The 24,768-nt window shown below is 42.5% G+C and carries 14 protein-coding genes and 1 tRNA gene; 1 reads left to right on the forward strand and 14 read right to left on the reverse strand.

Annotated features, from left to right (window positions below):
* Positions 1-247: 247 nt before the first annotated feature.
* From HFD85_RS03880 to HFD85_RS03940, 13 genes are all read right to left on the reverse strand, one after another.
* Positions 248-439 carry a hypothetical protein gene (locus HFD85_RS03880; protein ID WP_167605288.1) on the reverse strand — a complete coding sequence of 64 codons (192 nt, stop codon included), beginning with the start codon at positions 437-439 and terminating at the stop codon, positions 248-250.
* Between the two features lie 201 nt (positions 440-640).
* Positions 641-1,423: a tryptophan synthase subunit alpha gene (trpA, locus tag HFD85_RS03885; RefSeq protein ID WP_240925005.1), complete on the reverse strand. Its 783-nt coding sequence runs from the start codon at positions 1,421-1,423 to the stop codon at positions 641-643.
* A gap of 96 nt (positions 1,424-1,519) precedes the next feature.
* Positions 1,520-2,701 (reverse strand): tryptophan synthase subunit beta, encoded by a 1,182-nt coding sequence (gene trpB, locus HFD85_RS03890; RefSeq protein WP_167605289.1) that lies wholly within the window; start codon positions 2,699-2,701, stop codon positions 1,520-1,522.
* 86 nt (positions 2,702-2,787) lie between these two features.
* Positions 2,788-3,411, reverse strand: a complete 624-nt coding sequence (locus HFD85_RS03895; RefSeq protein ID WP_206081850.1) for a phosphoribosylanthranilate isomerase — start codon at positions 3,409-3,411, stop codon at positions 2,788-2,790.
* 88 nt (positions 3,412-3,499) lie between these two features.
* Complete coding sequence (gene trpC / locus HFD85_RS03900) at positions 3,500-4,285, reverse strand: indole-3-glycerol phosphate synthase TrpC (protein ID WP_167605290.1); 786 nt, start codon at positions 4,283-4,285, stop codon at positions 3,500-3,502.
* A gap of 4 nt (positions 4,286-4,289) precedes the next feature.
* Positions 4,290-5,276, reverse strand: a complete 987-nt coding sequence (gene trpD, locus HFD85_RS03905) for an anthranilate phosphoribosyltransferase (protein ID WP_167605291.1) — start codon at positions 5,274-5,276, stop codon at positions 4,290-4,292.
* 76 nt (positions 5,277-5,352) lie between these two features.
* Positions 5,353-5,937, reverse strand: a complete 585-nt coding sequence (locus HFD85_RS03910) for an anthranilate synthase component II (RefSeq protein WP_167605292.1) — start codon at positions 5,935-5,937, stop codon at positions 5,353-5,355.
* A 14-nt stretch (positions 5,938-5,951) separates the two neighbouring features.
* Positions 5,952-7,361, reverse strand: coding sequence for an anthranilate synthase component I family protein (locus tag HFD85_RS03915; protein WP_167605293.1), 1,410 nt, complete (start codon positions 7,359-7,361; stop codon positions 5,952-5,954).
* 401 nt (positions 7,362-7,762) lie between these two features.
* A complete protein-coding gene (gene sov / locus HFD85_RS03920; RefSeq protein WP_167605294.1) occupies positions 7,763-15,181 on the reverse strand; it encodes a T9SS outer membrane translocon Sov/SprA in 7,419 nt (2,472 codons plus the stop codon).
* 140 nt (positions 15,182-15,321) lie between these two features.
* A complete protein-coding gene (gene ruvA / locus HFD85_RS03925) occupies positions 15,322-15,903 on the reverse strand; it encodes a Holliday junction branch migration protein RuvA (protein WP_167605295.1) in 582 nt (193 codons plus the stop codon).
* A gap of 12 nt (positions 15,904-15,915) precedes the next feature.
* Positions 15,916-17,031: a 4-hydroxythreonine-4-phosphate dehydrogenase PdxA gene (gene pdxA, locus HFD85_RS03930; protein WP_167605296.1), complete on the reverse strand. Its 1,116-nt coding sequence runs from the start codon at positions 17,029-17,031 to the stop codon at positions 15,916-15,918.
* A gap of 218 nt (positions 17,032-17,249) precedes the next feature.
* The gene (locus HFD85_RS03935) at positions 17,250-18,674 is read right to left on the reverse strand and encodes a leucyl aminopeptidase family protein (protein ID WP_167605297.1); all 1,425 of its coding nucleotides are present in this window, start codon (positions 18,672-18,674) and stop codon (positions 17,250-17,252) included.
* A 39-nt stretch (positions 18,675-18,713) separates the two neighbouring features.
* Positions 18,714-19,640, reverse strand: coding sequence for a DUF4369 domain-containing protein (locus tag HFD85_RS03940; RefSeq protein WP_167605298.1), 927 nt, complete (start codon positions 19,638-19,640; stop codon positions 18,714-18,716).
* 355 nt (positions 19,641-19,995) lie between these two features.
* On the opposite strand from HFD85_RS03940, the gene HFD85_RS03945 reads away from it, so the two are divergent.
* Positions 19,996-20,069 (forward strand) — tRNA-Asn (locus tag HFD85_RS03945).
* Between the two features lie 92 nt (positions 20,070-20,161).
* On the opposite strand, the gene HFD85_RS03950 is transcribed toward HFD85_RS03945, so the two are convergent.
* Positions 20,162-24,367, reverse strand: coding sequence for an acyl-CoA dehydratase activase (locus HFD85_RS03950; protein WP_167605299.1), 4,206 nt, complete (start codon positions 24,365-24,367; stop codon positions 20,162-20,164).
* Between the last annotated feature and the right edge of the window lie 401 nt (positions 24,368-24,768).

The following is a 24,768-nucleotide window of genomic DNA, read 5'->3' on the forward strand; positions in this document are numbered from 1 at the left end:
AAATTTTTTGTTGGAATTCTATGGCTCAAGAGTTCCCTGTTTTAGTTTTTTTTCAAACTTAAGACAGAAATCAATTCGGTGAAAAAAAATTCAGCAAACGACAGTGAAATTTGTGCAACATGCTAATATTAGACTGTTTAGGTGTGTTTTGGCAATTTTTGAGCACATGGCAGATAATAGGTGGTAGTTTACAGATGAATTTAGGCAGTTTACATAAAAAAAGCGGGTAAATACCCGCTTCTATTTTTTAAGCCGCAATGTCCTTAAAGGCCTCAGCCAGAACATCGGGATACTGATTTTTAAAATTGGCATAACACCAGGTATACAACTCGCCAATCTGATCGGGTTCTACCCAGTTGATGCACTTATTCAGTTCTTTTCTGAACAAATCTTTACTAAAACTAACTTTAGGAAGAATGATTTTAGCATACTCTAACATGGCTTGTGCTTTTAATGATTGTTGGTATTAAGATAACTCTTAGCAGGCATTTTAAGTATGCTGTAAAATATGCTTTAACACTATTTAATAGTCCGTTTTTGTGCCAATTCTGATTAACCGTTTGTAGCTTAATTGTTTACAGAATAAAGGCTGCTTTTCTGTTTCAAAACATACCTTTGGCGTAAACATTTTTTAGCTTATTTAATCGGGCTGAATGATGTTTTCCACGAACACTTTGATTCCTGTTTTCAGGTCTGTTGAACTCGAAACAGCATTTACGAATGCACTTCCAATAATGGCTCCATTGGCGTATTTACAGGCGTTACCAAAGGTTGCACGGTCAGAAATGCCAAACCCGATCAAACGTGGGTTCTTTAATTGCATGTTCTGAATTCGTTCAAAATAATCCTGGTGAAAATCCTCTACTTTTTTACCTGCACCGGTTGTTGAAGCCGACGATACCATGTAAATAAATCCTCCGCTAATTTCGTCGATCTGTCGAATTCTCGCTTCTGAAGTTTGTGGTGTGATCAGCAAAATATTATGCAGGTTATTTTTATCGTAAAAAGCTTTATAGTGGCTTTCAAATTCATCAAGCGGAAGATCGGGCAGAATGGTTCCGTCGATTCCGATTTCAGCACATTTTTCACAAAAACGATCGATGCCATACTGGTAAACCGGATTGATGTAGCCCATCAGAATAAGCGGGATGTTCACCGATTTGCGGATATCTTTTAGCTGTTCGAACAGCAGGTTCAGGTTCATGCCATTTTTCAGAGCTGTTTCGCTGCTTTTCTGAATGGTTGGTCCGTCGGCCGTTGGATCAGAAAAAGGAATGCCAATTTCGATGAGGTCCACGCCATTCTTTTCCAGTTCCTGAATGATTTCTACGGTATCATTCAAGTTTGGAAATCCGGCTGTGAAATAAACTGATAGTATATTTTGCTTCTTGGTTTCGAAAAGTTTGTTTATTCTGTTCATCATTTTGTTTCATTTAGAAATGAGATTAAGAGTAATTAGTATTGAGAACTTTGAAGTAACCTTCTTCTCAATACTCACTCTCTCACGACTCTGTACTATTTAGTATCCAAAATAATTAAGGTACGTTTCCATGTCCTTATTCCCGCTGCCCGAAAGATTGATGACATTAACATCGTCGGGTTTCATTTTTATCTTATCAAGCGCTGCCAGTGCATGTGCCGATTCCAGTGCCGGAATAATTCCTTCTTTTTGCGTGAGCAGCAGAACGGATTGCAGCACTTCTTCGTCGGTTGCAGCAAGGAATTTTGCACGGCCGGTTTTGTGCAGATGAGCGTGCAAAGGCCCGATGCCCGGGTAATCCAGTCCGGCCGAGATGGAATATGGCTCCGTGATTTGTCCGTCGGCATTTTGCATGAGCATTGTTTTAGCGGCATGTAATACGCCGGGAGAACCAACCGTAAGAGTGGCTGCCGTTTCTTCGGTATCAACACCTTTCCCGGCGGCTTCCACGCCAATGAGTTCTACCTGTTCATCGTCGAGAAAATGGTAGAAAGCTCCGGCGGCGTTGCTTCCTCCGCCCACACAGGCCAGTACCCGGGTTGGCAGTTCCGAACCGGTTTGTTCCAGCAACTGGCTCTTCATTTCTTTGCTGATCACCGACTGAAAACGTGCCACCATGTCGGGGTAGGGATGAGGCCCAACCACCGAACCGATGATGTAGTGCGTATCTTCCGGGTTGTTGATCCAGTCGCGCATGGCTTCGTTGGTAGCATCTTTCAATGTTTTGTTACCACTGTGAACCGGGACAACTTCAGCGCCCAGCATTTTCATCTTTTTTACGTTTGGTGCCTGACGTGAAACATCGAGTGCACCCATGTAAACCACACATTGCAGTCCTTTAAGCGCACAAACTGTAGCTGTGGCCACTCCATGCTGGCCGGCACCTGTTTCGGCAATAATTCGTTTTTTGCCCAGTTTCTCGGCCAGCAAAATCTGCCCGATCGTATTATTCAGTTTGTGCGAGCCCGTGTGGTTCAGGTCTTCGCGTTTCAGGTAAATTTTTGTTCCGTAATGCTCCGATAAACGGCCGGCAAAGTACAAAGGCGAGGGGCGGCCTACGTAATCCTTCAACAACTGGTCGAACTCACTTTTGAATTCTTCTGATCCGATTATTTCAAGGTAGCGGTTTTTCAACTCCTCAATGTTGGTGTACATCATTTCAGGGATCCAGGCCCCGCCAAATTCACCGTAATATCCTTTTTCGTCAACTTGGTATTTCATAGTCTGTGTTTTTCTTTTCCATCGTCATTCCCGCGAAGGCGGGATTCTCATCAGTTTCCTGCTTTCGCAGGAAAGACAACTGTTTGTTATTGCAGTTCTTCAATAAACTGTTTTAGTTTTTCAATATTTTTTATTCCCGGCTCGTCTTCAAATCCGCTGTTTAAATCCACTCCGGTAAGTTTTGGATGATCGATCTTTTTGATCTCTGAAACATCCCCGGGTCCAATACCGCCGCTTAAAAAAAATGGTCGGTGCCCGGTGTATTTATTCAATATCTCCCAGTTAAATTTTTTCCCCGATCCGCCATGCAGCTTGGTTTTGGTGTCGAATAAAAAGTAATCGACATCTTTCTCGAAGGCTTGAGTAGTTTCAAATTTGAAGGAATCGTCAACCGAAAAGGCTTTGATGATTTTCAACCCTTGTTTTTTGAGCATGCCACAGGTTTTGGGATTTTCTTTCCCGTGTAGCTGGACATACTCGAAGTCGAAGTTTTTTGTCAGCGCCAGTATTTCAAAAGCGTTTTCATCGACAAAAACAGCAACTTTGGGTTTGGCAGCATAAAAAAGCCCGGCATCCGGATCATCGCCAACAAAGCGTTTCGAAGGTTCGTAGAAAATGTAACCGAGCAGATCGACTCCAAGTTGTTCCACCTGTTCACGATTTTCGGCGAACTTCATTCCACAAACCTTTATCTTCAATTTTCTTTCCATTCGATTTTTCTTTTCCTGTATTCTTTTCTAATATCCCCTTGAGGCCTGCCTGCCGATAGGCAGGAGACTACAGGGGTGATTTGACTCACTATTTTAGTTTTTGAATAAACTTTTTACACGCTTTTCCGGGATTCTCGGTTTTCATGAAGGTCTCACCAATCAGGAATCCTTTAAATCCGTGACTTCTGAGGTATTTTATTTCATCGGGACCTGCCAGTCCGCTTTCCGATATTTTTATGAATTTATCGGGGATGAGTTTGCCCAGTTCAACCGATGTTTCAACACTCACTTCAAAAGTTTTCAGGTTGCGGTTGTTTACGCCAACAATATCCACAAAATCGTTAACGATGTCCAGTTCTTCGGCATTATGGATTTCCATCAATACTTCGAGACCCAGTTCTTTTGCAGCCTGAGCCAGTTCCAGTGCCTGTCTTTTACTCAGGCAGGCAGCAATCAGCAAAATAACATCGGCACCATAACCTTTGGCTTCCACCATCTGGTACGGATCGATCATAAAATCCTTGCGAAGAATCGGAATATCGGGATTGTGTTCTCGCGCAATCACCAGGTTCGACTGCGAACCTCCGAAAAAGTGTTTTTCCGTAAGAACCGACAGCCCTGCAGCCCCTGCTTTTCGGTAAGCTTCGGTTACTTTTTCCACCCTTGCCGACAGATTGATATCCCCTTTTGAGGGAGATCGTTGCTTAAATTCTGCAATAATTCCGGATGAACCTTCTTTTAGCAGACTTGCACAGAGTGAATTACATTCCCTGTAAAAATCAGGAATGTCTTTCAACACCTCGATGTCGACCAATTCTTTTTGGTGCGTAATTTCAAGCTTTTTAGCTTCAATGATTTTGTCCAGGATGTTCATGATATTATTGAATAACAGATTTCAGACATTGTAAAGCCTTGCCACTATCGAGTGACTCGCGGGCCATAGCAACACATTCAGTCAATTCCTTTTCAGGATAAACCACCTGAAGTGCGAGACCTGCATTGGCCAAAACCACGTTGGTTTGCTCTTTGGTTCCCTTTCCTTCCAGCACGCTGGTAAAGATCTTTGCAGCTTCCTCAATCGTGGTTCCGCCGAATAATTTCTCGGGCCGGACACTTTCCAGGTTAAAGTCTTCGGCAGTGAGGTATTTTTCCGTCCCTTTTAATCCCAAACGCGTATTGGCAGTTAAAGAGATCTCGTCGTAACCATCGATACTATGAACTATTGCAAAATTAATAGCCAACGATTCATAAACGTTCTTATAGTGCATAAAATTTTCGGAATTGTTTACACCCAGAACCTGGTATTTTGGTGCCGACGGATTGATCATCGGGCCAAGTATATTAAAGAAGGTCGGCACTTTCAGCGCACGGCGGACTGGAGCGATGTGTTTCATTGCCGGATGAAATAGCGGCGCATGCAAAAAGCAAAAATTGCCTTTTTCAAGGTCGCCCTTCAGTTTGTGAATATCGCTGCTGAATTTGTATCCGAGGTACTCCAGCACGTTTGATGAACCACTGTTTGAACTCGCTGCGTAATTACCGTGCTTGGTAATGTTTACTCCCGAACCGGCCACAACAAAACAGGCCAAAGTTGAAATATTAAAGGTATTTTTTCCATCGCCACCGGTACCAACAATGTCCATTCCATTAAATTCCGACAGATCGACTCTTGCACTCAGTTCAAACATGGCATCGCGAAAACCGGCCAGTTCTTCCGATTCCAGGGGACGCATTTTAAATACTGTAAGAAACGAAGCAAATTCAGCTTCGGAGTGCTGACCTTTGCCAACTTCCAGCAGACTGCTTTTTGCCTCTTCCCGAGTGAGTTTATTACCTTCAAACAAGTATTGTAAAGTATCTTTCATGTCTAAGTATTTAGTATTGAGATTTTAGTAATGAGAATTTTTAACTGTTGAGTTTATTGAGTTGTTTCTCTACTCACTACTTTGTACTATTGTCTGAATTCAGCCAGTTTTCAATCATTTTTTCGCCGAGAGGTGTTAATACTGATTCGGGGTGAAACTGCACACCCTGCACGTCGTATTCCTTGTGTTTCATCGACATGATCTGTCCGTCGGCATCGTAACTCGTTACTTCGAAACAAGCTGGCAGGTTTTCGCTTTTAACGATCCACGAGTGGTAGCGGCCAACATCAAAAGTTTCGGGCAGCGAATCAAAAAGAATCGATTTGTTTTCGGTGAGCTTAACCGGCGTAGCAATTCCGTGCAGTACCCGATTCATATTGTGGAGTTCGCCGCCAAACGCTTCACCAATGGCCTGGTGACCAAGACAAACACCCAGCATACTTTTCTTAGGCCCGAATTCTTTTATAATGTCGAGCAGCAGACCGGCTTCTTCGGGGATTCCCGGTCCGGGAGACAACACAATTTTGTCGTATTTCGCGATTTCTTCCAGCGAAATCTCATCGTTGCGGTACACATCAACCTGCTGGCCGGATATTTTTTTAATGGCATGAACCAGGTTGTAGGTAAACGAGTCGTAATTATCAATAACTAATATCTTCATGATCTTTGGATTTACTAGTTGATTTCTTTGGCCATTTCAATGGCCTTTTTCAAGGCTGCCAGTTTGTTATTCACTTCCTGCAGTTCGCTTTCTTCTTTCGAATCGGCAACAATTCCGGCACCCGCCTGGTAAAACAATTTGCTATTCTTGCTTAAAAAGCTGCGAATCATGATCGCGTGGTTTACGGTTCTGTCGAAGCCAAGATAACCAATACATCCGCCATAATAACCACGATTCTGATTTTCGTATTTATCGATCAGTTCCATGGCTTTATACTTTGGTGCACCGGAAAGGGTTCCGGCCGGGAATGTTTCGCCCAAAACTTTAATCAGGTTGGTGTCGTCGGTGATCCTTCCTGATACCTGCGAAACCAGGTGAATAACATGCGAGAAGAACTGTACTTCGCGGTACGTTTCCACCACCACATTATCGGCATTCCGGCTCAAATCGTTGCGCGCGAGATCAACCAGCATTACATGTTCGGCATTTTCTTTGGGATCCTTGCTCAATTGCTCTGCCAGTTCACGGTCCTGATCATCGTTGCCGGTACGTTTAAAAGTACCGGCAATGGGATGAATATAAGCTTTGTTTTCTTTTATGCGGATCTCCGCTTCGGGGCTCGAGCCAAAAATACGGTAAGTGCCATAGTCGAAATAAAACAAATAAGGCGATGGATTAATGGAACGCAGTGCACGGTACACATTAAAATCATCGCCTTTATACTCTTGCGAGAACTGTCGGCTGAGTACGATCTGGAAGACATCGCCACGGTAACAGTGCTCCTTACCTTTTGTTACCATGTATTTGTATTCTTCGTCGGTAATGTTGGATTCTTCCGCTCCTGTAGGTTCGAATTTTGCTGTGGCAAAATTCAGGTTGATGAGCAAATGGTGGATGTAATCGATCTGCGACTCTTCGCCTTCCATCAGGTTCTCCACCATGTGGATTTGGTTTTTGTGGTGATCGATGGCAACCACATACTTGTAAAAACTGTAGAACACTTCCGGAATCTGGTATTCCTCTTTTTTCGGTGAAGAAAAGCGGATGTTTTCGAAATGCTGAATGGCATCGAAATTCAGGTAGCCAAATAAACCGTTTGCAGGTAATTCTATTTCGCTCGAATCAACATCGAAGGTTTTGAAAAAGGCATCCAGTTCATCGTGAAGTTTGCGCTCATTTGTCAAAGCATATTCTTCTTTGTCCTTTCCCGGAAATGCTTTGGTAACCTGGCCTTCCTTTACTTTAAAGCTGGCCAGCGGACTAAATGCAATAAACGAGTAGGCATTTTCATTGCCGTGATAATCCGAACTTTCCAGAAGAATCGACTTCGGATAAAGTGTGCGCAGCCGGAGGTAAATGCTCACCGGAGTTACCGTATCGGCAAGTATTTTCCGGACTACCGGTTTAAATTTTAATTTTTCCATTATTGTATTTTTTAGATTTTTCGATTAAAAAAAACGGCTCATCGTGATTTCGATGAGCCGTTTCCATTTTTAGCATATGGCGATCCTCTTTTCACGATTCCTGTAAAAAGTTGCAACGCCACCACCAAATATTGTTTTGTAATTTCATTCTGCTTTTTTTCATAAAAAAACCCGCTCTTAACAGGAGCAGGCCTTCGGTTTTTAATATCTTTAAAAAATACCAATATGGCTCTTTAACTCCTAACTTACGCAAGAAGACCCCACCACGGAAGCCATATTGTATTTATTTTTTTCATTTCTGTACTAAATTTCCTCTGCAAGAAAAACCATTTTTTTGTAAAATCAAAATATTCGCAGCTTTTTGCTTTCAAATCCTTTCTTAGCATAAGGTTATATTAACACTAATTCGAAAGGGTGAAACGGAAGCTGACCCCGAAATTCGCATTTGTTGTACGGTACGAAGTTGAAATGAACGGATTGTTTAAAATCCGGTCGTAGAATACCCGCATTTCAAATTTGTCGCTTAGGCGGTAATCTGCATAGGTTTTAATCGTAAAGTTACCTTGTCCAGCTGTGATTTGCGATACATCATCCAAGGGGCGCAACATGGTTTTGCTTTTCCGGTACGAAATATCGGCACGGATATTTAAATCATTGGAGTAGGCTTGTTGCGAGTTTTTGGTTTTAATGATCAGGTCCATATGCGTAAAGCGGTAGCCCATACCAAAGATGAATTCGCTGGTAAGAACCTCGGTAATCTGGTTGTTGGCAAACGACAGGTTGAGGTTACGTGCCCGCTTAATCTCGGCTCTTGTAGTCAGGTCGCTGTGCCACATGATATCCATGTTGATAAGTGGATTGAAGGCCTCAACAATACTCACAGAGTTAAAATCGTAGGGAGTTTTAAAGTTGTAAGCCAGGTCTACCAGTTCATCCATGTAATCAGAAAATTCACTTCCATCCAGATAATCCAGATTGGTAACATACGAACCAATGTTATAGGTTGAACGGTAGGTATGCTGGAAATTCAGCGAACGCATCACTTTATTCAGCCCCGGTATACGCGAAACCATTCCTTCGTAACGGATGCTCCAGTTTGGCCGGATGAATTTCGCTGAAGGGAAAAGGTCGAGCGAAACCTTATTCGGATCTTTATCCTGATATGCAGCAAGGAAGGCCGGTACCAGTACTTCTACCGAGTTTGGACCATAGCCCTGAGGATATCCCGGGTAATTTTGATGCTGTACGTTTGGATCGTAATTTCCGCCGGACGCACGTTGAGCTGCCAAACGGTGTGCAATAATCTGACGGTATTCTTTTAAATTTTCAAAAGCTTCAGAACTAACTACTTCTTCTCTTCCAATTGAGAAGAAAGCTGTTTTCCATGATAATGTGGAAATGCTAAAATTACCCGACTCAGTAGGACTGTTTGCTTTAAAAGCGCCGGTTCCGTCGTAATCGTAGAATTCGCTTATGTTTTTAGAGAAATTTCTTTCTCCCGTGATATCAATACGTAGGTCGGGGAGTGGTTCCCACAATACCCGCAGGTTCAAGCGTTCTGTATTTCGGAACATGAACGGTTGATTTAATGTTGAGTCGATGGTTAACCAACCATTGTCAGCGGCTTTACGGGCAAAATCGCGATCCTGCCACCCAAACATAAATGGTAAGCCCGGAGCAAAATTTGACTGTACATTTGGTAGCGACCAATCAGGATCGCCTGAATAATTACCTGCACCAAATAACGATGGTTCCGGGAGATAACCCGGCAATACCGTACTTCCGTTTTTGGAATACATTATCGATGCTGTGCGCACACCAATCACCATTCGGGTGGTGAGGTCGAGTACATCCTTCAGGAAGGGTTGATCTCCCCGTTTACCGCTAACTGTCAACATCGCCTGGTTGGCGTCTTCGTTTGGCGTAAATTCAATGGTGTTTGCGTCAACAATCGTCAGTTTTCCCGGAATTGCTTTTCCTTCCACTCCGGTTACCAGCACCTTAACTTTTTTGGTATTTAGCTTATGCTGTACTTTTTGAGGAGCACCGGCTATAAATTTCAAATTTGTACTAAAGGTTTCTTCCGATTTTCGTTCCAAGGGTTGATTATCCTGTTGGTTGCTTCTACTTGAATTCCTGTTCAGGCTTCCACGTCCGCGTCCTGTTCTCCGGAATTTTTGGTTCACCTCACGGAAATACGGAACCTGGTTGAATAAGGTCTGAAAATTGGCATTTCCGGTTAACGACATGTTACGCGAGTTGCTGATCACGTTACCGATATTTATGTCTTCTTCGGTCAGTGGCCCGGCCACCCAATCGTAAGTTCCTGAATACCGAACGTTGGCACTCATAAAACTCAGCGCTTTGATAGACCGAAGAGGTACCTGGTAATTCAGGTTAAAAGTGTGACCGTAAATGGTTGGCCTCCCCAGGTGCATCAGATTGGTCAATATCGAATCGCGTTTCCATTCGTAATCATCGTCTCGTCGGTTAATCCGGCCTTCGGGTTCGTCGATTCGTGAAGTGGCACGCGACGAGAAGTCGAATTTAAGCGAACGGGTCATGTCGTAACGAATATCGAGGTAACGGTTCCACAGGAAATCTTTTTCAAAATTGGTCGGCAATATCAGGTTCGGATTGGTAATGTTACGCGTCTGTACTTCGTGGTACCTTCTGAACAAATCGGTTCGATACGAAATCTGTGTTGGCAGCGGATAAAAGTTAAAATCACCGATTAGTTTTAACGGGCCTTTCTGTAACACAGAAACTTTTTTGAAAGGCTCAATCAGTTTTGAACGGCTGCTGTAATTGTAAGAGAACATTGCACGATGCGTTTTATCCACATTGTATTCAGTAGTCACATTTCGTTTCGAAATCTCGTTGTAGGCGTAGGTCACCGCGAAATTTTGAGGATCCCACAAATGCGTTTTTTCTTTCTGACGCTGAGGTTCAACTTTCACGTTGGTAAAGTTGATGCTCTTGCGCTCAACCACATCCTGGGTTATATTTTTTAATGAATCTTTTTCATGTTTGGTCTCCAGGTGGGCCAGCGATTTGTCCATTTCGATATCCGGCTCAAGCGGATTGTATTTTGGTTTTACCGTACTTTTCGAATAACCATAGTACATTGGAATGCGAACGCCGGCTTTTTCGGGGAAAAAGCGTCCCCAGTCGATTGATGTTGAAACATCCATTTCGTCGAGGTCTTCCAGTTGGCGGCTGTTTATGTTTTGATCGATGCTTCCAAAACCCGAAGTGCGTTTTCGTCCGGCCACAGTAATGCTACCCAAATCGGCAAGTCGTGCTGAAACACGTCCGTTTGCGGCCCAGCCACCTTCTTCATCAAAATCGGTAAGGCGTAATTCGTTGGCCCACACTTCCACCGATTTCGGACCGGTATTTACCTGTCCGCGGCGGTTGCGAACACCCATCATAAATACCTCAACGTTGCCGAGGTTCGGACTACCCTTAATTTTCACCCGGTTCTTTCCACTGTTCCGGTCAGGGTCCGATTTTTCATAAATATCGTTAATCCGTATTGTTGAGCCGCCTTCGCGGATGGCGTCATTTCTATCGAGTTTCAGGTTGGTAAACAGGTCGAGCGGAAGATCAATCAGGTTTTCTTCCGGCCAGACGATCATTCGGTCTGATTCACTGTCGTTGATATAATTACCTTCAGGTGTAAGTTTTAACGGAATTTCGTATTCGTAATAGTTATTGTTGTAATCCGATCCCATCCTGATAAAGAATGACAATTCATCATCTCTCAGGGGTGAGCCTTCAATCTCTTCGGCATGAACAAACATTTTCAGTTTTTTGTACCTGCGGAAGTCCATGTACAACGACTTGTATGTTGCTTTGGCATCTCCCTGTTCCAGGTCAGTCGCTTTTAATACGATAGACTGTTCGTTCAACTGGCGTAACTGTGGATTGGCGGGGTCAATAACCCTTGATATTCCGGGAGGAAGGATGTAGTTCACCGGCTCGCGGCTACCGTTTTCTTCGATACTTACGGCTGATATCTCGAAATTAGCATTCGCTGAAGGAGCCGAAATGTCGTCGGAAAGATCGCCTGAGTAACGGCGCCAGTCGGCTCGAACAAGATCAAGTGTTGCAAAACGCATAACTGTTGAGTCCTGGAAACCGCGCATGAACATCCTCATAAAACGGATCGATTTGAAATCGCTGATGTTACCGATCACCTGATCAGGATTTGTAACCGGTATTTTAAACTGATACCAGTTCACTTCTCCAACGGTTCCGTTTTTAAGTTCAACCTTACTGTGTTTAATATCGGTAATGTAGTTTTGCCCCAACACCATGTCCTCGCGACGAACACTAATATGATACTGGAAATAACGTTCGTATTCGTTTAGGGTGTTGTCGCCGTTAATGTCCTCAATATCCGGAATGGTAGTAGCCGAAGTAGGGTAGCTTTCCGGCGACATTTCTGCTGTTGGTGAGTTGCCTTCGGGACCGTTGTATTTTTTGTAACGTTGCAGGATTCCTACCTGATCCCGGTCGTAGTCAGAGCCCCGGTAATAATGGAAGTTATCTGTTGAAGGGTCATTCAGTGCATTCTGATACGCATCGTCGTTCACTCTCAAACGCAGTTCTTCGAGGTATTGCTCAAAAAGCGATTTCTCGTCGTTATCATTTAATCCGTCGAAACCAATGTCCTGGTATTGTCTCGAAGTCAGGTTGTTATCAAATGCATTTACCAGCGACTGCTGTGTTGATACACGTCCCCAGATGGTTGTATCAACATTGGTGACTTCCGCAGTTGTCGGCAATCCGTTTTCAAATGCTTTTCGCGAATCTTTTAATATATCTTCCGAGATTTCTCCAAGGTTAAAATACAGGTCACCACCTTCATGGGTTTGAAGTGTATCGTTCACAAAAGGGTCCATCACCCAGAATTCGATGTATTCGATGTTGGCGTTTTCAAAATCGCTGGTTTGAATCTCGCGCATGATACCGCCCCATCGGGTTTCTGGTGCTCTCAGTTTTCCATCCGACTCAACACCGGCAGAAAAGTTGCTGTTTCCCGCATCGTAGTTATACGGTCCACGTTCCTCAGGGTAAAAGGCGAGGTCGAAGGTTTGAATGTTGGTTGGTTCACCGGTTGTGAACTCTTTTTCAGGGAAAAGTTCCTGTTCGAATACCTCACGTACCAGGTGGTTCGACTGCATGCTACGGTCGTTTTTAATGTGATCGGGTGTCAGCGAGTTGTTCCTCAAAAATAAAGGATCGATATTGTAAAATGCCAGTTTTGCACGGTTGATACCGTATTCCAGCGTATTGGTCAGGTTGGCTTCAGGGAACAGGTCGCTCTGGTATTGCGGCGTACTGGCCAGCATCCACGACTGGCGGGCTCGCATGTCGATGGCTGTTTTTGTGGCTTCAAAGTCATCGATATATGCCGAGCCATCAATTGCTTTTGCACTTCCCGGTACCAGTTTGGCATATTCTCCTTCAATATTAATCGATGAAGTAGCGTTGGTCGAATAGAAGGGCAGCGCATCGAGTGCTTTGGTAATTAACATGCTTTCGGTGTTGTAGCGTGCATCGAGCCCGTACATCAGGTTCGAAATGGGATCCTGACCATAATCTACTTTCTCTGTAAGCGGACGCTCGTGCATGTACAGCATGGTGGCGCCAACGTTAAAATTATCGGAGAAGGCATAGTTCGCGTAAGTTCCCATCAGGGTTTTGCGCTGCATGGTAAACAGGTCTTCAGTTTCTGTTGAAACCTGGATCGGAGTACCGGCCTCCAAAAGTGCCTGGTTAATGATCTTAACTCTACCAAGGGTATAGTCTACGGTGTAGTCAACGTTTTCAACAAGCACCTGCCCCCCGGCAGTAACTTTAACCGATCCCTGTGCAAGGTTCAGTCCGCCAAGCATGATCTCCGAACTCGACGAGCCCTTGTAGCTACCAATAAGTTTGAACTTGTTATGCTCGGCATCCTGTTCGGCCCTAACCTGAGTGGAATCGTAGAGCGACTGGTAAACATATTTGTCGACCAGGGCCGGATCGATAATTGAATCGGCCAGATGGCTACCAAACGGTTCAACTACCGGGAATATGATCCGCCCGCTGCTTGGATTCACCGTGATCCCCGGAACGTAGTCAAAGATTCCGTCTTTTGTTGGGTCGAGCTGCTTGTTGAGCATGTCGAGACGCATCACTTCCAAAAGGATGTGTCCTTCAATTCTACTTTCCGGAAGGTAATTGATGTAGGTACCGGTAGAGTCGTTCTGGTACACAATGTTTAACTCAAAATCTTCGCTGGTCAACTGATAAGCATTCAGGTTGTAAATGTTTTTCATCATCAGTTTCCAGGTAGGTTTTCCCGGTGAAAGGTTTGTTCCTTTTAATAACTTCAGGAATAAAGTCTGAGGTGCATCAATCCCACCAGTCGAGAATTCACCAACCTGAAAAGTTTGACCGTTTACGGTGAAGTTGTAAGCAACAGCAAGAACTTCATCCGTGTTTAGCGCTGAATTCAGAGAGATGTAACCAAGCGTGGTGTTCACATTATATTCCGACGGACTTAGTTTACGGGCACTTTCAATCTTTTCAAAATCGGTACCTCCAACGAAATCCTGTCCGAATTGGGCCATCACACCGGTAATATTTTCAACCTGACGAACATCGGAATACGTAGTGTTCATTTCGCTGTACAAACCGTTGGCAGCATTGTTCGGATAAATATTCTGTGGATAAGGAAGCCCCGGTGTGGACTGAAACTGCGGCACCTGATTATAAATATTAGGATCGTGTTCTGCAAGGTCCTGGAAAGCCAGAATGTTGCGCGACTCGGTAAAATCGTTGGACTTATTGGTTATCCAAACTTCAATTTTATTAATAGTGACCGGCGAACGCGGAACGGCGGTACTTTTTAACCATTCATCGTAATGGTCGCGGAAATACTGTGCCAGGAAAAAGTGTCGGTTCGCATCATAGTTCGAAGCCGAAATATCGAAGGTTGCCACCTGTGCTCCACCTTCGGTTTCAACGGTTTTCGATTCACCTTTACTTTGCGAGAAAATAGTGGTAACGTTCAGTTTCCCGAACTGCATCTCTGTTTTTACCCCAAAAAGGTTGGATGCACCCGAAATCAATGAACCATTCAGCGGAAGCGAAACATTACCGGCCTCAATACGTTTGATGATCTCATCTTCGTCGCCGGTATATTCCAGGTTCATTTTATTTTCGTAATCGAAGGTGGCCTCGGTGTTGTAATTCACCCGCATGTTCATTTTTGTTCCGATCTGGCCGGTAACATTCATCTGAATCTTTTCGTCGAAATCGAATGTTGGCACCTTACGCAGGCGCTCCGGTATCGACGGGTTGTCGGTTTTATTCACCTGGTAGCCGAAACTTACTTCAACATAACCCTGTGGCTGAATATTGATGGTGTTACCGCCAAAAATGCGGTTAAAGGCTTCACTTCCGATTGTCAGTTGAGGCAGTAAGCCTCCGCGGCGGTCCTGGTCTTCGAGTTGTGTACGGCTTTTCCAGTATTCCTGGATCGACCGGTCGAAGTCGTAATCGATATAATCGTCGAGCGACATACTTTGTGGCAGACGATAATTCAGGTTGCCAATTTTTTCGTAGAACACATATTGTCCGGTTATCGGATCGTACTCTACTTCGTATTTAATGTTACTGGGTTTGTTCAGAAACAGCTTCATGGAGTCCTGTTCAGGATATCCAAATGCAGGTTGATCCTTAAAAGGATAGGGTAGGTTGCCGGTTGTGTCCATTACAGGAGCATCCTGTGCCAGCCCCAATTGGGGAATCGCGAGGGACATTACGGCGAATAAAATGAAGTATATTTTTACTAACCTTCGGTTCAGTTTCATATAAAATCAATTACTACGTAAAAGGCAGTCAATTTTACGGGTAATTTCCTTTTCTCTCATCAAGACAGATTTGGTACGGTCTTCCCGGGTTACAGCCTTTTTAATGCTTGTTTAATCACACTTTCTACAGTTGAGTCAGGTTGCTCGCCGAGGATTTTGGAAACTACCTTTTCCGCGTCCTTTTTGGCGAACCCAAGCATGACTAATGCAGATAACGCTTCAATCTGTATAGTATTGTCTGCTACAGGCAAAATATGGCCACTTTCGGATAATTTTCCGAGCTTATCTTTTAAATCGATAATGATACGCTGAGCTGTTTTTGCCCCGATGCCTTTTACCGCTTTCAGAACATTAACATTATCAGTGGCTACAGCCGACCTGATCTCGTCGGGAGATAAGGACGAAAGCATCATAATTGCCGTGCTTGCACCAACACCATTCACCGAGATCAGGTTCCGGAATAATTCGCGTTCCTTAACATCGGCAAAACCATAAAGCGTGTGGGCGTCTTCACGCACAATCTGGTGCAGAAACAGTCGTGTTTCCTGCTTGCCACTCAGCTGGCTGTAAGAGTTCAGTGAAATATTGATAAAATAGCCTATTCCGCCGGCTTCAACAATGATGTTTGCCGGGCTGATATCCGCAATGTTGCCCCGGATATATTCGTACATGTGTAATACAGTTTATAAGTTGTCTTCTTCCTCGCTTGCTTCAATGTCAACGCTCTCGTCCACCTGGTTCGGATTGATCTCGTACTTCTTGAGTGGATTTTGAGTGATCTCGTCGTAGATCATTCTGTTTTTATAAATGTCGATGGCCAGGTAAAGTGCCTGTCTGAACGATTCGGGCGATGCTTTGTCTTCACCTGCCAGCGCGTAGGCTGTTCCGTGTGCAGGCGATGTGCGGATCACCGGAAGTCCGGCAGTGAAATTTACGCCGCGCTCAAACGAAGCCAGTTTGAAAGGGATCAGGCCCTGGTCGTGATACATGGCCAGAATAGCATCGAACTTGCGGTAATCTTCCGATCCGAAAAAGCCATCGGCAGGGTACGGACCAAGTGCGATGATGCCTTCTTTTTTGGCCTGAATAATTGCCGGAAGGATAATTTCCTTTTCTTCATTTCCGATCAGACCGTTATCGCCGGCATGCGGATTCAAACCAAAAACCGCAATCCGTGGACGGGTGATTGAAAAATCCTGTTGCAGCGATCTGTTAATGATCCTGAGTTTTGAAAGAATAGCTTCCTTGCTCAGGCTTTGTGCAACCTGTGAAATTGGGATGTGTGTTGTTACAACCCCAACTTTCATGGTTTCGCTTACCATCAACATGAGGTAATCTTTTGTTTCGAATTTCTCGGCCAGGAATTCGGTATGTCCCGGGAATTTGAAATTCTCACCTTGAATATTGTCTTTGTTGATAGGTGCTGTAATGAGCGCATCGATGTAGCCTTTTTGCAAATCGGAAGTGGCTTTTTCCAATGCGTTGTACGACGATAAACCGGCTTCTTCGGTTGATTTTCCAAGTTCAACCCTGATTTGCTCATCCACACAATTAATGATGTTCGCTTTTTTGTGAAAAGCCTCTTTTGTGTTTTTAATGTGGTTGAAACTTACATCGTTTATGTTTAGCGCCTTGCGATGGTAGGCAGCAACTTTCGGCGAGCCGTAAACAATTGGTGTGCACATCTCAAGGATACGCGGATCCTGAAGTGTTTTTAAAATTACTTCGTAACCAATGCCGTTGATGTCGCCATGCGAAATCCCGATTTTTATATTGTCGTGTTGATTATGCTGTTTCATCTGTATTGCAATTACACTTTTTATCTGTTAAATCTTGTTTTTTTGAAACCTGTATTTATCTAAAGAAACACAGTTTAGGCGTTTCCCGGATCATCCCTTATCAGACAGGCGCTGCAAAGTTAATTTTTTAATTGAAAGATTCATAGCCGGTTTTGTGCTGTCCGGTTCCGGAAGACGCCCTGTTCTTTAAGCGATTAAAATTGCCTTTTCGTATGTTTCTAACTAAATTTTTCTTTTAAGAAATGATACACCAAACGCACTCCAAAACCCGTTCCGCCTGCCGGATGGTATTGGTCGGCTTCTTTAAAATAAGGAGTTCCGGCCGAATCGATGTGCATCCAATCATAGTCGGTAAAATGTTCGAGGAATTTACCTGCAACTGTCGACTGTGCTTCACGCGATCCCAGGTTGTTCAGATCGGCAATATGCGATTTAAGCGGTTTGGCATACTCTTCCCAGAGCGGAACCTCTATAAGGCGCTCGTAAGTTTTTAAGCCAATCTCCTTAATGGAATCGATATTCTTTTTCGAATTTCCCATAACAACTGCCGCATGTGGGCCGGCAACAATATCGGCTGCCCCGGTGAGTGTAGCATAATCAATTACCAGTTCTGGATCGAACTTTTTGGCATAGCTCAGAGCATCGGCCAGGATGAGGCGGCCTTCGGCATCGGTATTTTTTACTTCAACAGTAGTTCCGTCGAACATCGTGATGATGTCGCCCGGAACATAGGCATTTCCATCGGGGCGGTTATCGGTTGCCGGAATAAGGGCAATAACATGGATGGGTAACTTATTTTTAGCTATGGCATAAACTACACTTACCATGACTGCGGCCCCGGCCATGTCGGTTTTCATGTAGTCCATTGAATTAGCAGTTGGTTTTAGGCTAAGTCCGCCCGTATCGTAAACGATACCTTTGCCCACCAGCACCACCGGCTTTTTATTGACTGCGTTTTCCGGTTTCCATTCAAGGATGTTGAACGTTGGCGGATCGATGCTGCCTTTGTTAACAGCCAGCAGGCCTCCCATTTTCAGCGATTCAATTTTTTGCTTGTTGAATACCTCCACATCAAAACCGGCTTCCTCTCCCAGTTTTTCAATTTCAACCGAAAATTGTGGTGCAGTAAGAAACGACAGTGGTTCGTTCACCAGATCGCGTGCAGCAAAAACCGCTTTGATAATATTGGATAGTTCGACGATCTTTTCTCTGGTTATCGAATCATCAACAAGCAGGATCTCTTCGATTGAGAACGACGACTTTTCTTTTTTGTATTTGTCGAAGCAGTAGTTGCTCAACAGCAAGCCTTCGAGCAGCGCGTAAGTCAGTTCAGGCTTACTCCGATTTTGCAGCTGAACGGTTTTTGAGTCGATCGCTTTTAATGCTGAAAACAGTTTTGAGCCGGCTTTTCGGGCGGCTTCCAGTTGCTGGTAGTTTTCCTGGTCGTCTTTTACTTTTTCCACAAAAAGTATAACCGGCAGTTTGTGGACTATCGCACTTGACTTTGTTTCCAGTACCGATCCCAGGTACTGCAGTTCCGCATCAGAAATCTCAGGGAATTGTGCTTTGTCTATTTCTCGGGTAAGCACGGCAGTTGATGTGTTTTTCTGCCGCGTAGTTATCATTTTTATCTGTGGTATCATTATATGAATTTTGCTAAAATGTGTATTAGTCAGTTGCTATTATTGTACCGCTTCGATGTGAGAAACCACATCTTTCAGGCCGAGTACTTCAAAGCCATGAACAAGGTAGGCGATCACAAAGTTTCGGACTTCGGTGTTTTCGTCAAGCTTTGGCAATATAATGTCAACGGCTTTCAGGTACGCTTTAGTACGCTGCTCCTTGTTAAACGACTTATCGTTGAAAAGTACCAGGAATTCGAATATTTTATCGGTGTATGCCTGTGAGTTGATCAGGCTAGCATCGGTAAATTCGATGTGCTTGAAAAAATTGGTTTTTTCGGCTTCTTTGCGCTCAGCAGGTGATAAAAAGCCATCCTTAAGCGGCTCGCGTTCGAGGGCAATCAATTTCGAGGCAAACTTATCGTGGTTTTGCTGAATGGTCTGAACAAGACGCAGGTCCCACTCCATTTGAAGCTGGTTGAACTCGTTGGAAAGATTGATCGCCTTGGTGGTATCTTTTTGGGCCCAATACTGATCCACTTCCTGCTCCATCAGCGAAATTGCTTTTTCGTATTCGCGCTGGCGCTGCATAAAATCGTAATAAAACCTGTTCTCATCCGACTCGTAAATCCACAAGGCACCCAGTGGATTTTTAAAATCGGTTTTCAAATTGATGTTTTCGTTGTTGAAAATAAAGTCGAGTTGTTGCGGATCATCATTCATTACTTTGGCGTAGCCCGTTTTTCCCAAGATCAAACGGTAGACACCGGGCTGAGCATTTTCCGGAAACAGAAACTGAACAGAACCATTTGTTGCCTTCGCACTGTCGATGCTGATAAAATTATCGCCTTCAAGCCGGCCAAAAACTACCGGGTTGTCGGGTTGATTCTGAATTTGAATTTCTAGGTTGTATGGTTGCGCGGAAAGTGGAATAAGGCCGCAAAAATAAATAATTAGAACCAAAATCGATTTTAAAAAGGTATTCATAGTTTTTGCTTTCTTCAAATTTAACCATTCGCTTTTGTTTCTGTTCGCATGAAACAGCTAAAATACGATTTCATCCTCAAAAATAACAGGAGTCTTCGTGGATGTATTCAAATTCGATTTAGTACCTGCTTTTAGCTTCTATTTTGTTTTTGAAATGGCGGAATAGTGCGATCACATTGATTTTCTGAGAGTAGTGTGCACTAGGTCAATTTAGATATTTAAGAGTCGGTAGAATGTGGATGTAATGGCAAATTAAGAATGTAAGATTTTTTTGAAAAATGTTTTGAGATTTCAGAAAAGCTATTACTTTTGCATCGCTTTTGAAAAGCAAACGTTCTACAGAACAAAACAATATTCCCTAGTAGCTCAGTTGGTTAGAGCGGCGGACTGTTAATCCGTAGGTCGTAGGTTCAAGTCCTACCTGGGGAGCAGCAAATTCAAAGAGGTCTTTTTAGGACCTCTTTTTTTGTTTCTATAATTCTTAACCTTTTTTGAATCTACAATTCCCAACGACTTTATTTTTATTTTGCTGCATTCGCATAAGTTAAGAACGGAATTATATCTTCATTTTTAGATGAACTGGTACCGTCGTATTCTATGGTAACAATTGGAATCCCGGTTATTTTTTCCATTTTCGATTTCATTGCCTGCGTTACGAGTGACGGACAACAATACGAAGGATTTGTTTGTACGAATAAAGCAATATCCGGGTAATACTCTATCAGATGGATAATTTTAAGTGCATTTTCAAACGATTCTCCATTATAGGAGGTAGTAAGATTGAGTTTTTTCAATTTATCGTTGTATGATTTTAGTGGTTTGGAAATAGGTTCGTGTAAAATTTCATTAAAAAGGTTCAAGTATCTCTCTTCCAACTGAGTTGCTACTGCTATAAGAAAACGTCGTAACGATGCTTTCATATAAAAACCTTCCTTTATTAAACGGTTGTTCGAAGCAAAAGCTATAATTTTTATATACTCACTGTACGGAGTTGTAATTGCTTCACCCCCGTTTTTCTCAATAAAGCGGATTAAATTCTGATTAAACACGTCGTTGTCGCGGACATACAAATCTCCAAAAATTGCCACTTTTGGGCGGTGTTGTTTTTTTGTTTTAATTGTTTTACTCCATGTAATAACTTGTTTCAACGCTTCTTCTTTCGAGCTTCCATCCATGAAAGTTTGATAAAGAAGTTCCATCGACTTTTTTATTAGAATATCAGTCTGGCCTTTTTGTATTTCGTATGGTCTTAGTTTGCACTCTATTTTGCGCAGAAAACCACCAAACAGAAATGCCAGGTAGGAATTTATGGAAGTATTTATTGAAATATCGGCAAAAGTTATTTGCCCGCAGTAAATCCGCAATTGTTGGAATTCTTCCTTCTGTTCTCTCAGAAGTTTAGCCATGTAATTGATAAACATTCCCAGGTTACAGGAAATCGGAGATTCGATCATCCATAAAACTGTATTTGCCGGATCGAGGTTATTTTTCTCAATATAATCGAATGCATCCTGAAGGATAATATTTAGAGGCAAACACTGACCGGTATTCGAATTAAGGCTTCTTTTTATCGAATCTTCTGAATCAAAAAGGGTATGTGCTTCAATTCCAATCCGGCGTAAATTGGCCTCAAGCAATTTCGAGGCATATTCGCCCAAAGATGGCATTAGCAGGATTTTACCTTTAAGTTCAGCGGCGTCGGTTATCAAATTGTTAGTCGATTTAGCGCTGTTACTTTTCACTGTTTCGATAGAATGATAATGATTTTGAAAAGAACGGAGTGCAGCTTCAATCCGCGTTTCATAACCTACATTAGAATTATATTCATCCAGCTGTAAAATCAAATAAGGTTTTTTATAAAAATCCATTATTTGTTTGAAGTATTCAATCGTGAACGAATCGGGAGAACATTTAAAAGAAGAAATTAATACAGGGTATAAATCCTTTTTCCGGGCCACATAATCGGCAGCAGTCAGAATGGCTGAAGCAAATTTCCATTTTGTAGAGCTTAAAATTTCGCTGATGCTATCAATTTCATTTTCATTTACTTTCAACATATTCTGATAAAAGGTTTTCACTCCTTTTTTTGCAAAAATATCCGGAATATTATTATTCATAACCGGTGTAAGAACCGTATAGGGCCTTCCCAGTAAGATTACTTTCAGGTTCGAATCTGTGGACGATTTAGTTTGAAATTTAGCTTTCCATGAATTTAATTTTTCCTCCTTCTCTCGTTTGGCTTTGTTAAAGGCATTTGAAATGCTTATCAGATTTATACCTGTAAACCCGGCCTTTTTTAGGGAGTTGAACAATTCATTTTTTAACAGCACTTCATTTTGAAGGGAGAAAAGAATAGGGTTTATAATTTTATTCTGTTCGGCAATCTCGTCGATCGAAGCCACAACAGGAGGAGCAAACTGACTGTAGTAGCAATATTGCCGGCGTAAGCTTTTAGATTTCTGACGTTCTTCAAGATAGGTTGGCAAAAATATGTAATCGGCTTTGTCGAGGAGATACTTTACATGTCCCTGTATCGCATTCATCGGGGAACAGAATTCGGCACCGGAAATTCGTTTTCCTGTCTTTACTGCATCACGAAAGTTTGCGCTGGTAACCGTTTTTATATTTAACAAATCGAAAAATCGCTGCCACAGCAACAGGTCTTCGAATAGATATAAACCGGCCGGAATTCCAATGGCTATTTTTGATTCTCCTTTATTCAGGGCTTTAAACCTGAAGTGTTTGTTGTACTCTTTTGCAAGGTTGAAATCGGAGGTATTGTTGTCGACAAAACTGGTGGAGTTGTAATCTCTGCCGCATAAGAATCCATATGCCTCTTTTTCACCTTCCACTTCCGCAATTTTGTATTTGCAATGATTGGTACATATGTCACAAATTTCAGTTTGTACAGGTATTTCGTTCTTATAAAGTTTTATTCCTCTGAATTTTGTTTGGTTTATTTTTTTGTCCGATAATTCAAGTGCAACTCCTAATGCACCGGTTAAATGGCAATATTTCGAAACCAGAATCGGCTTATTTAGTTTTTGTTCGAATGCGGCAACCAAGGCCTGGTTTTTAGCCGTTGCTCCCTGGAAGAAAATTTTGTTGCCAATGTTTTTTTCAATAGCAACTTTAAGCAGATAGTTTTCACGAACCGAATGCAGGACAGATGCCAGTATTTCGTTGGTCGTGTAGTTTTCGTTGAGGTAATGATTTAAATCGCGCTCCATAAAAACAGTGCACCTGTCACTGGCAATCGGGGCAATTGTATTCATGGCTTTCTCAGAATAGTCATCCAGGCTCACCCCTAGTTTTTTTGCCTGTTCTTCAATAAAACTACCTGTGCCGGCAGCACATACATTGTTCATTATCGAGAAAGTGACTCTTCCATTGCTTAATGTGGTAAATTTTGCGTCCTGCCCGCCAATTTCAATAATGGTATCTACTTCGGCATCCAACTCAATGGCAGCCCTCGCATGTGCAGTTATTTCATCAGGAATGATATCGGCACCAATAATTTTACCGATAAACTTTCTGCCTGAACCGGTTGTGCCAACTCCTAAAATATTTAGCTGGCAGTTCGTTTTAGAAATAATGTCCTGAATGGTTTCAAATATGGCGCGAACGGCATTTACGGGCTGACCGGAAGTACGTGTGTAAAAACCTGCCAGAACATCTTTATTTTCATTCAGAAGAAGTGCTTTGGTACTTGTTGAACCAATATCAATACCCATAAAAACGTCATATTCCCGGTTTTTAATTTCGGTGTAAATATCAACTTCAACTTCTGTAACATGCTTTACTATTTTGGATTCTAAATTGTATTTGTCAAAAGCTATAAAATCAGGATATTCGGATAACTCCAGTTTCAGAGGTTTGTAGAAATAGCTCCTTTCCTTTTTATCTTCCAAAAGAATGTCACCCGGTACCTTAAAATCAAAACTTAATTTTCCCTTTTTATCGTCGATAAGATGAATAGCGGCTCCAATTGCTCCATAAAGATGTGAATGTTCTCCAACCACCGGTTTAATTCCGGTAAGGTTTTCAATATGCCGGGCCACTGCAACATTCAACGAAACTCCTCCTGTAAAAATCATTGGAGATGCTATGTTCCCGGCATTAAATAATGTATCCACAATATTTTTGGCCAAGCCGTGACACAATCCGTCGCAAATTTCAGAAAGTGAATAACCTTCCTGCTGGGCATGAATAAGATCGGTTTTTGCAAAAACGGAGCACCTCGATGCAATTTTTGGAAAGTCTCCATGATTTTGGTTTGCAAGGTCGCTAAAACTGGAAATGCTATCCAGGTTTAAGCGTTTGGCTTGCTGATCTAAAAAACTACCTGTTCCGGCTGCACATGATGAGTTGCCTTTAAATGTCCGGTACTGCTGTTTGTCATCGAACAGAACAAGGCCAAATCTTTCACCTCCCACAATCAGAATCGAACCAACCTTTTTGTGCATTGATTTCGACGCTGTTATGTAGGTTACCCGACTATCGTAAACTGCAGAACTTTTGATATATGAAGGAGTAGAAGATGTAGTGGCTATTCCACGAATATTTTTGAGGTTAAATGGCGATAGAAGTTCAATTAATTTATCGGCAATTTTTCCTTCATGAAAATCGTAAGCCGTATCAATTATTTCCTTTTTATCATTAAGAATAACTATTGATATGGCAACTGAACCGACATCAATTCCCAAATATTTATTTTCAACGTTCATTATTAAAGTATAATATATGGAACGTTACACTCTTTGCTGAAACAAATTTACTGATATGTAATGACTTATTTATTGAATCCTTGAAACTAATCCCCGATTTAGGGGTGAGTTACATGGAATACCTTTAGAGTTAATTAATTTTTAGGAAGGAAACCAACAAGCATTTCCTGCTTTACTGCCTGTTATTTGAAAAGTATATGCAAAGATTAGTTGCAGTTGGTTTTCAAGATGTCTGAATATCAAGCCTTAGCTGTGTTTTTTATTACCCTTGAGTACGCTTCATAAATACGAATTAACAACAATGCATAACATAGTACCAAGTAAAAAAAGGAAATATCTTAAAAAAAGAACTATATAAGTGTAACGTCCTCGGGAAATGTGCGTCATATAATTGAAAACAA

This window comes from Maribellus sediminis (assembly GCF_011799805.1).
Classification (GTDB): domain Bacteria; phylum Bacteroidota; class Bacteroidia; order Bacteroidales; family Prolixibacteraceae; genus Draconibacterium; species Draconibacterium sediminis_A.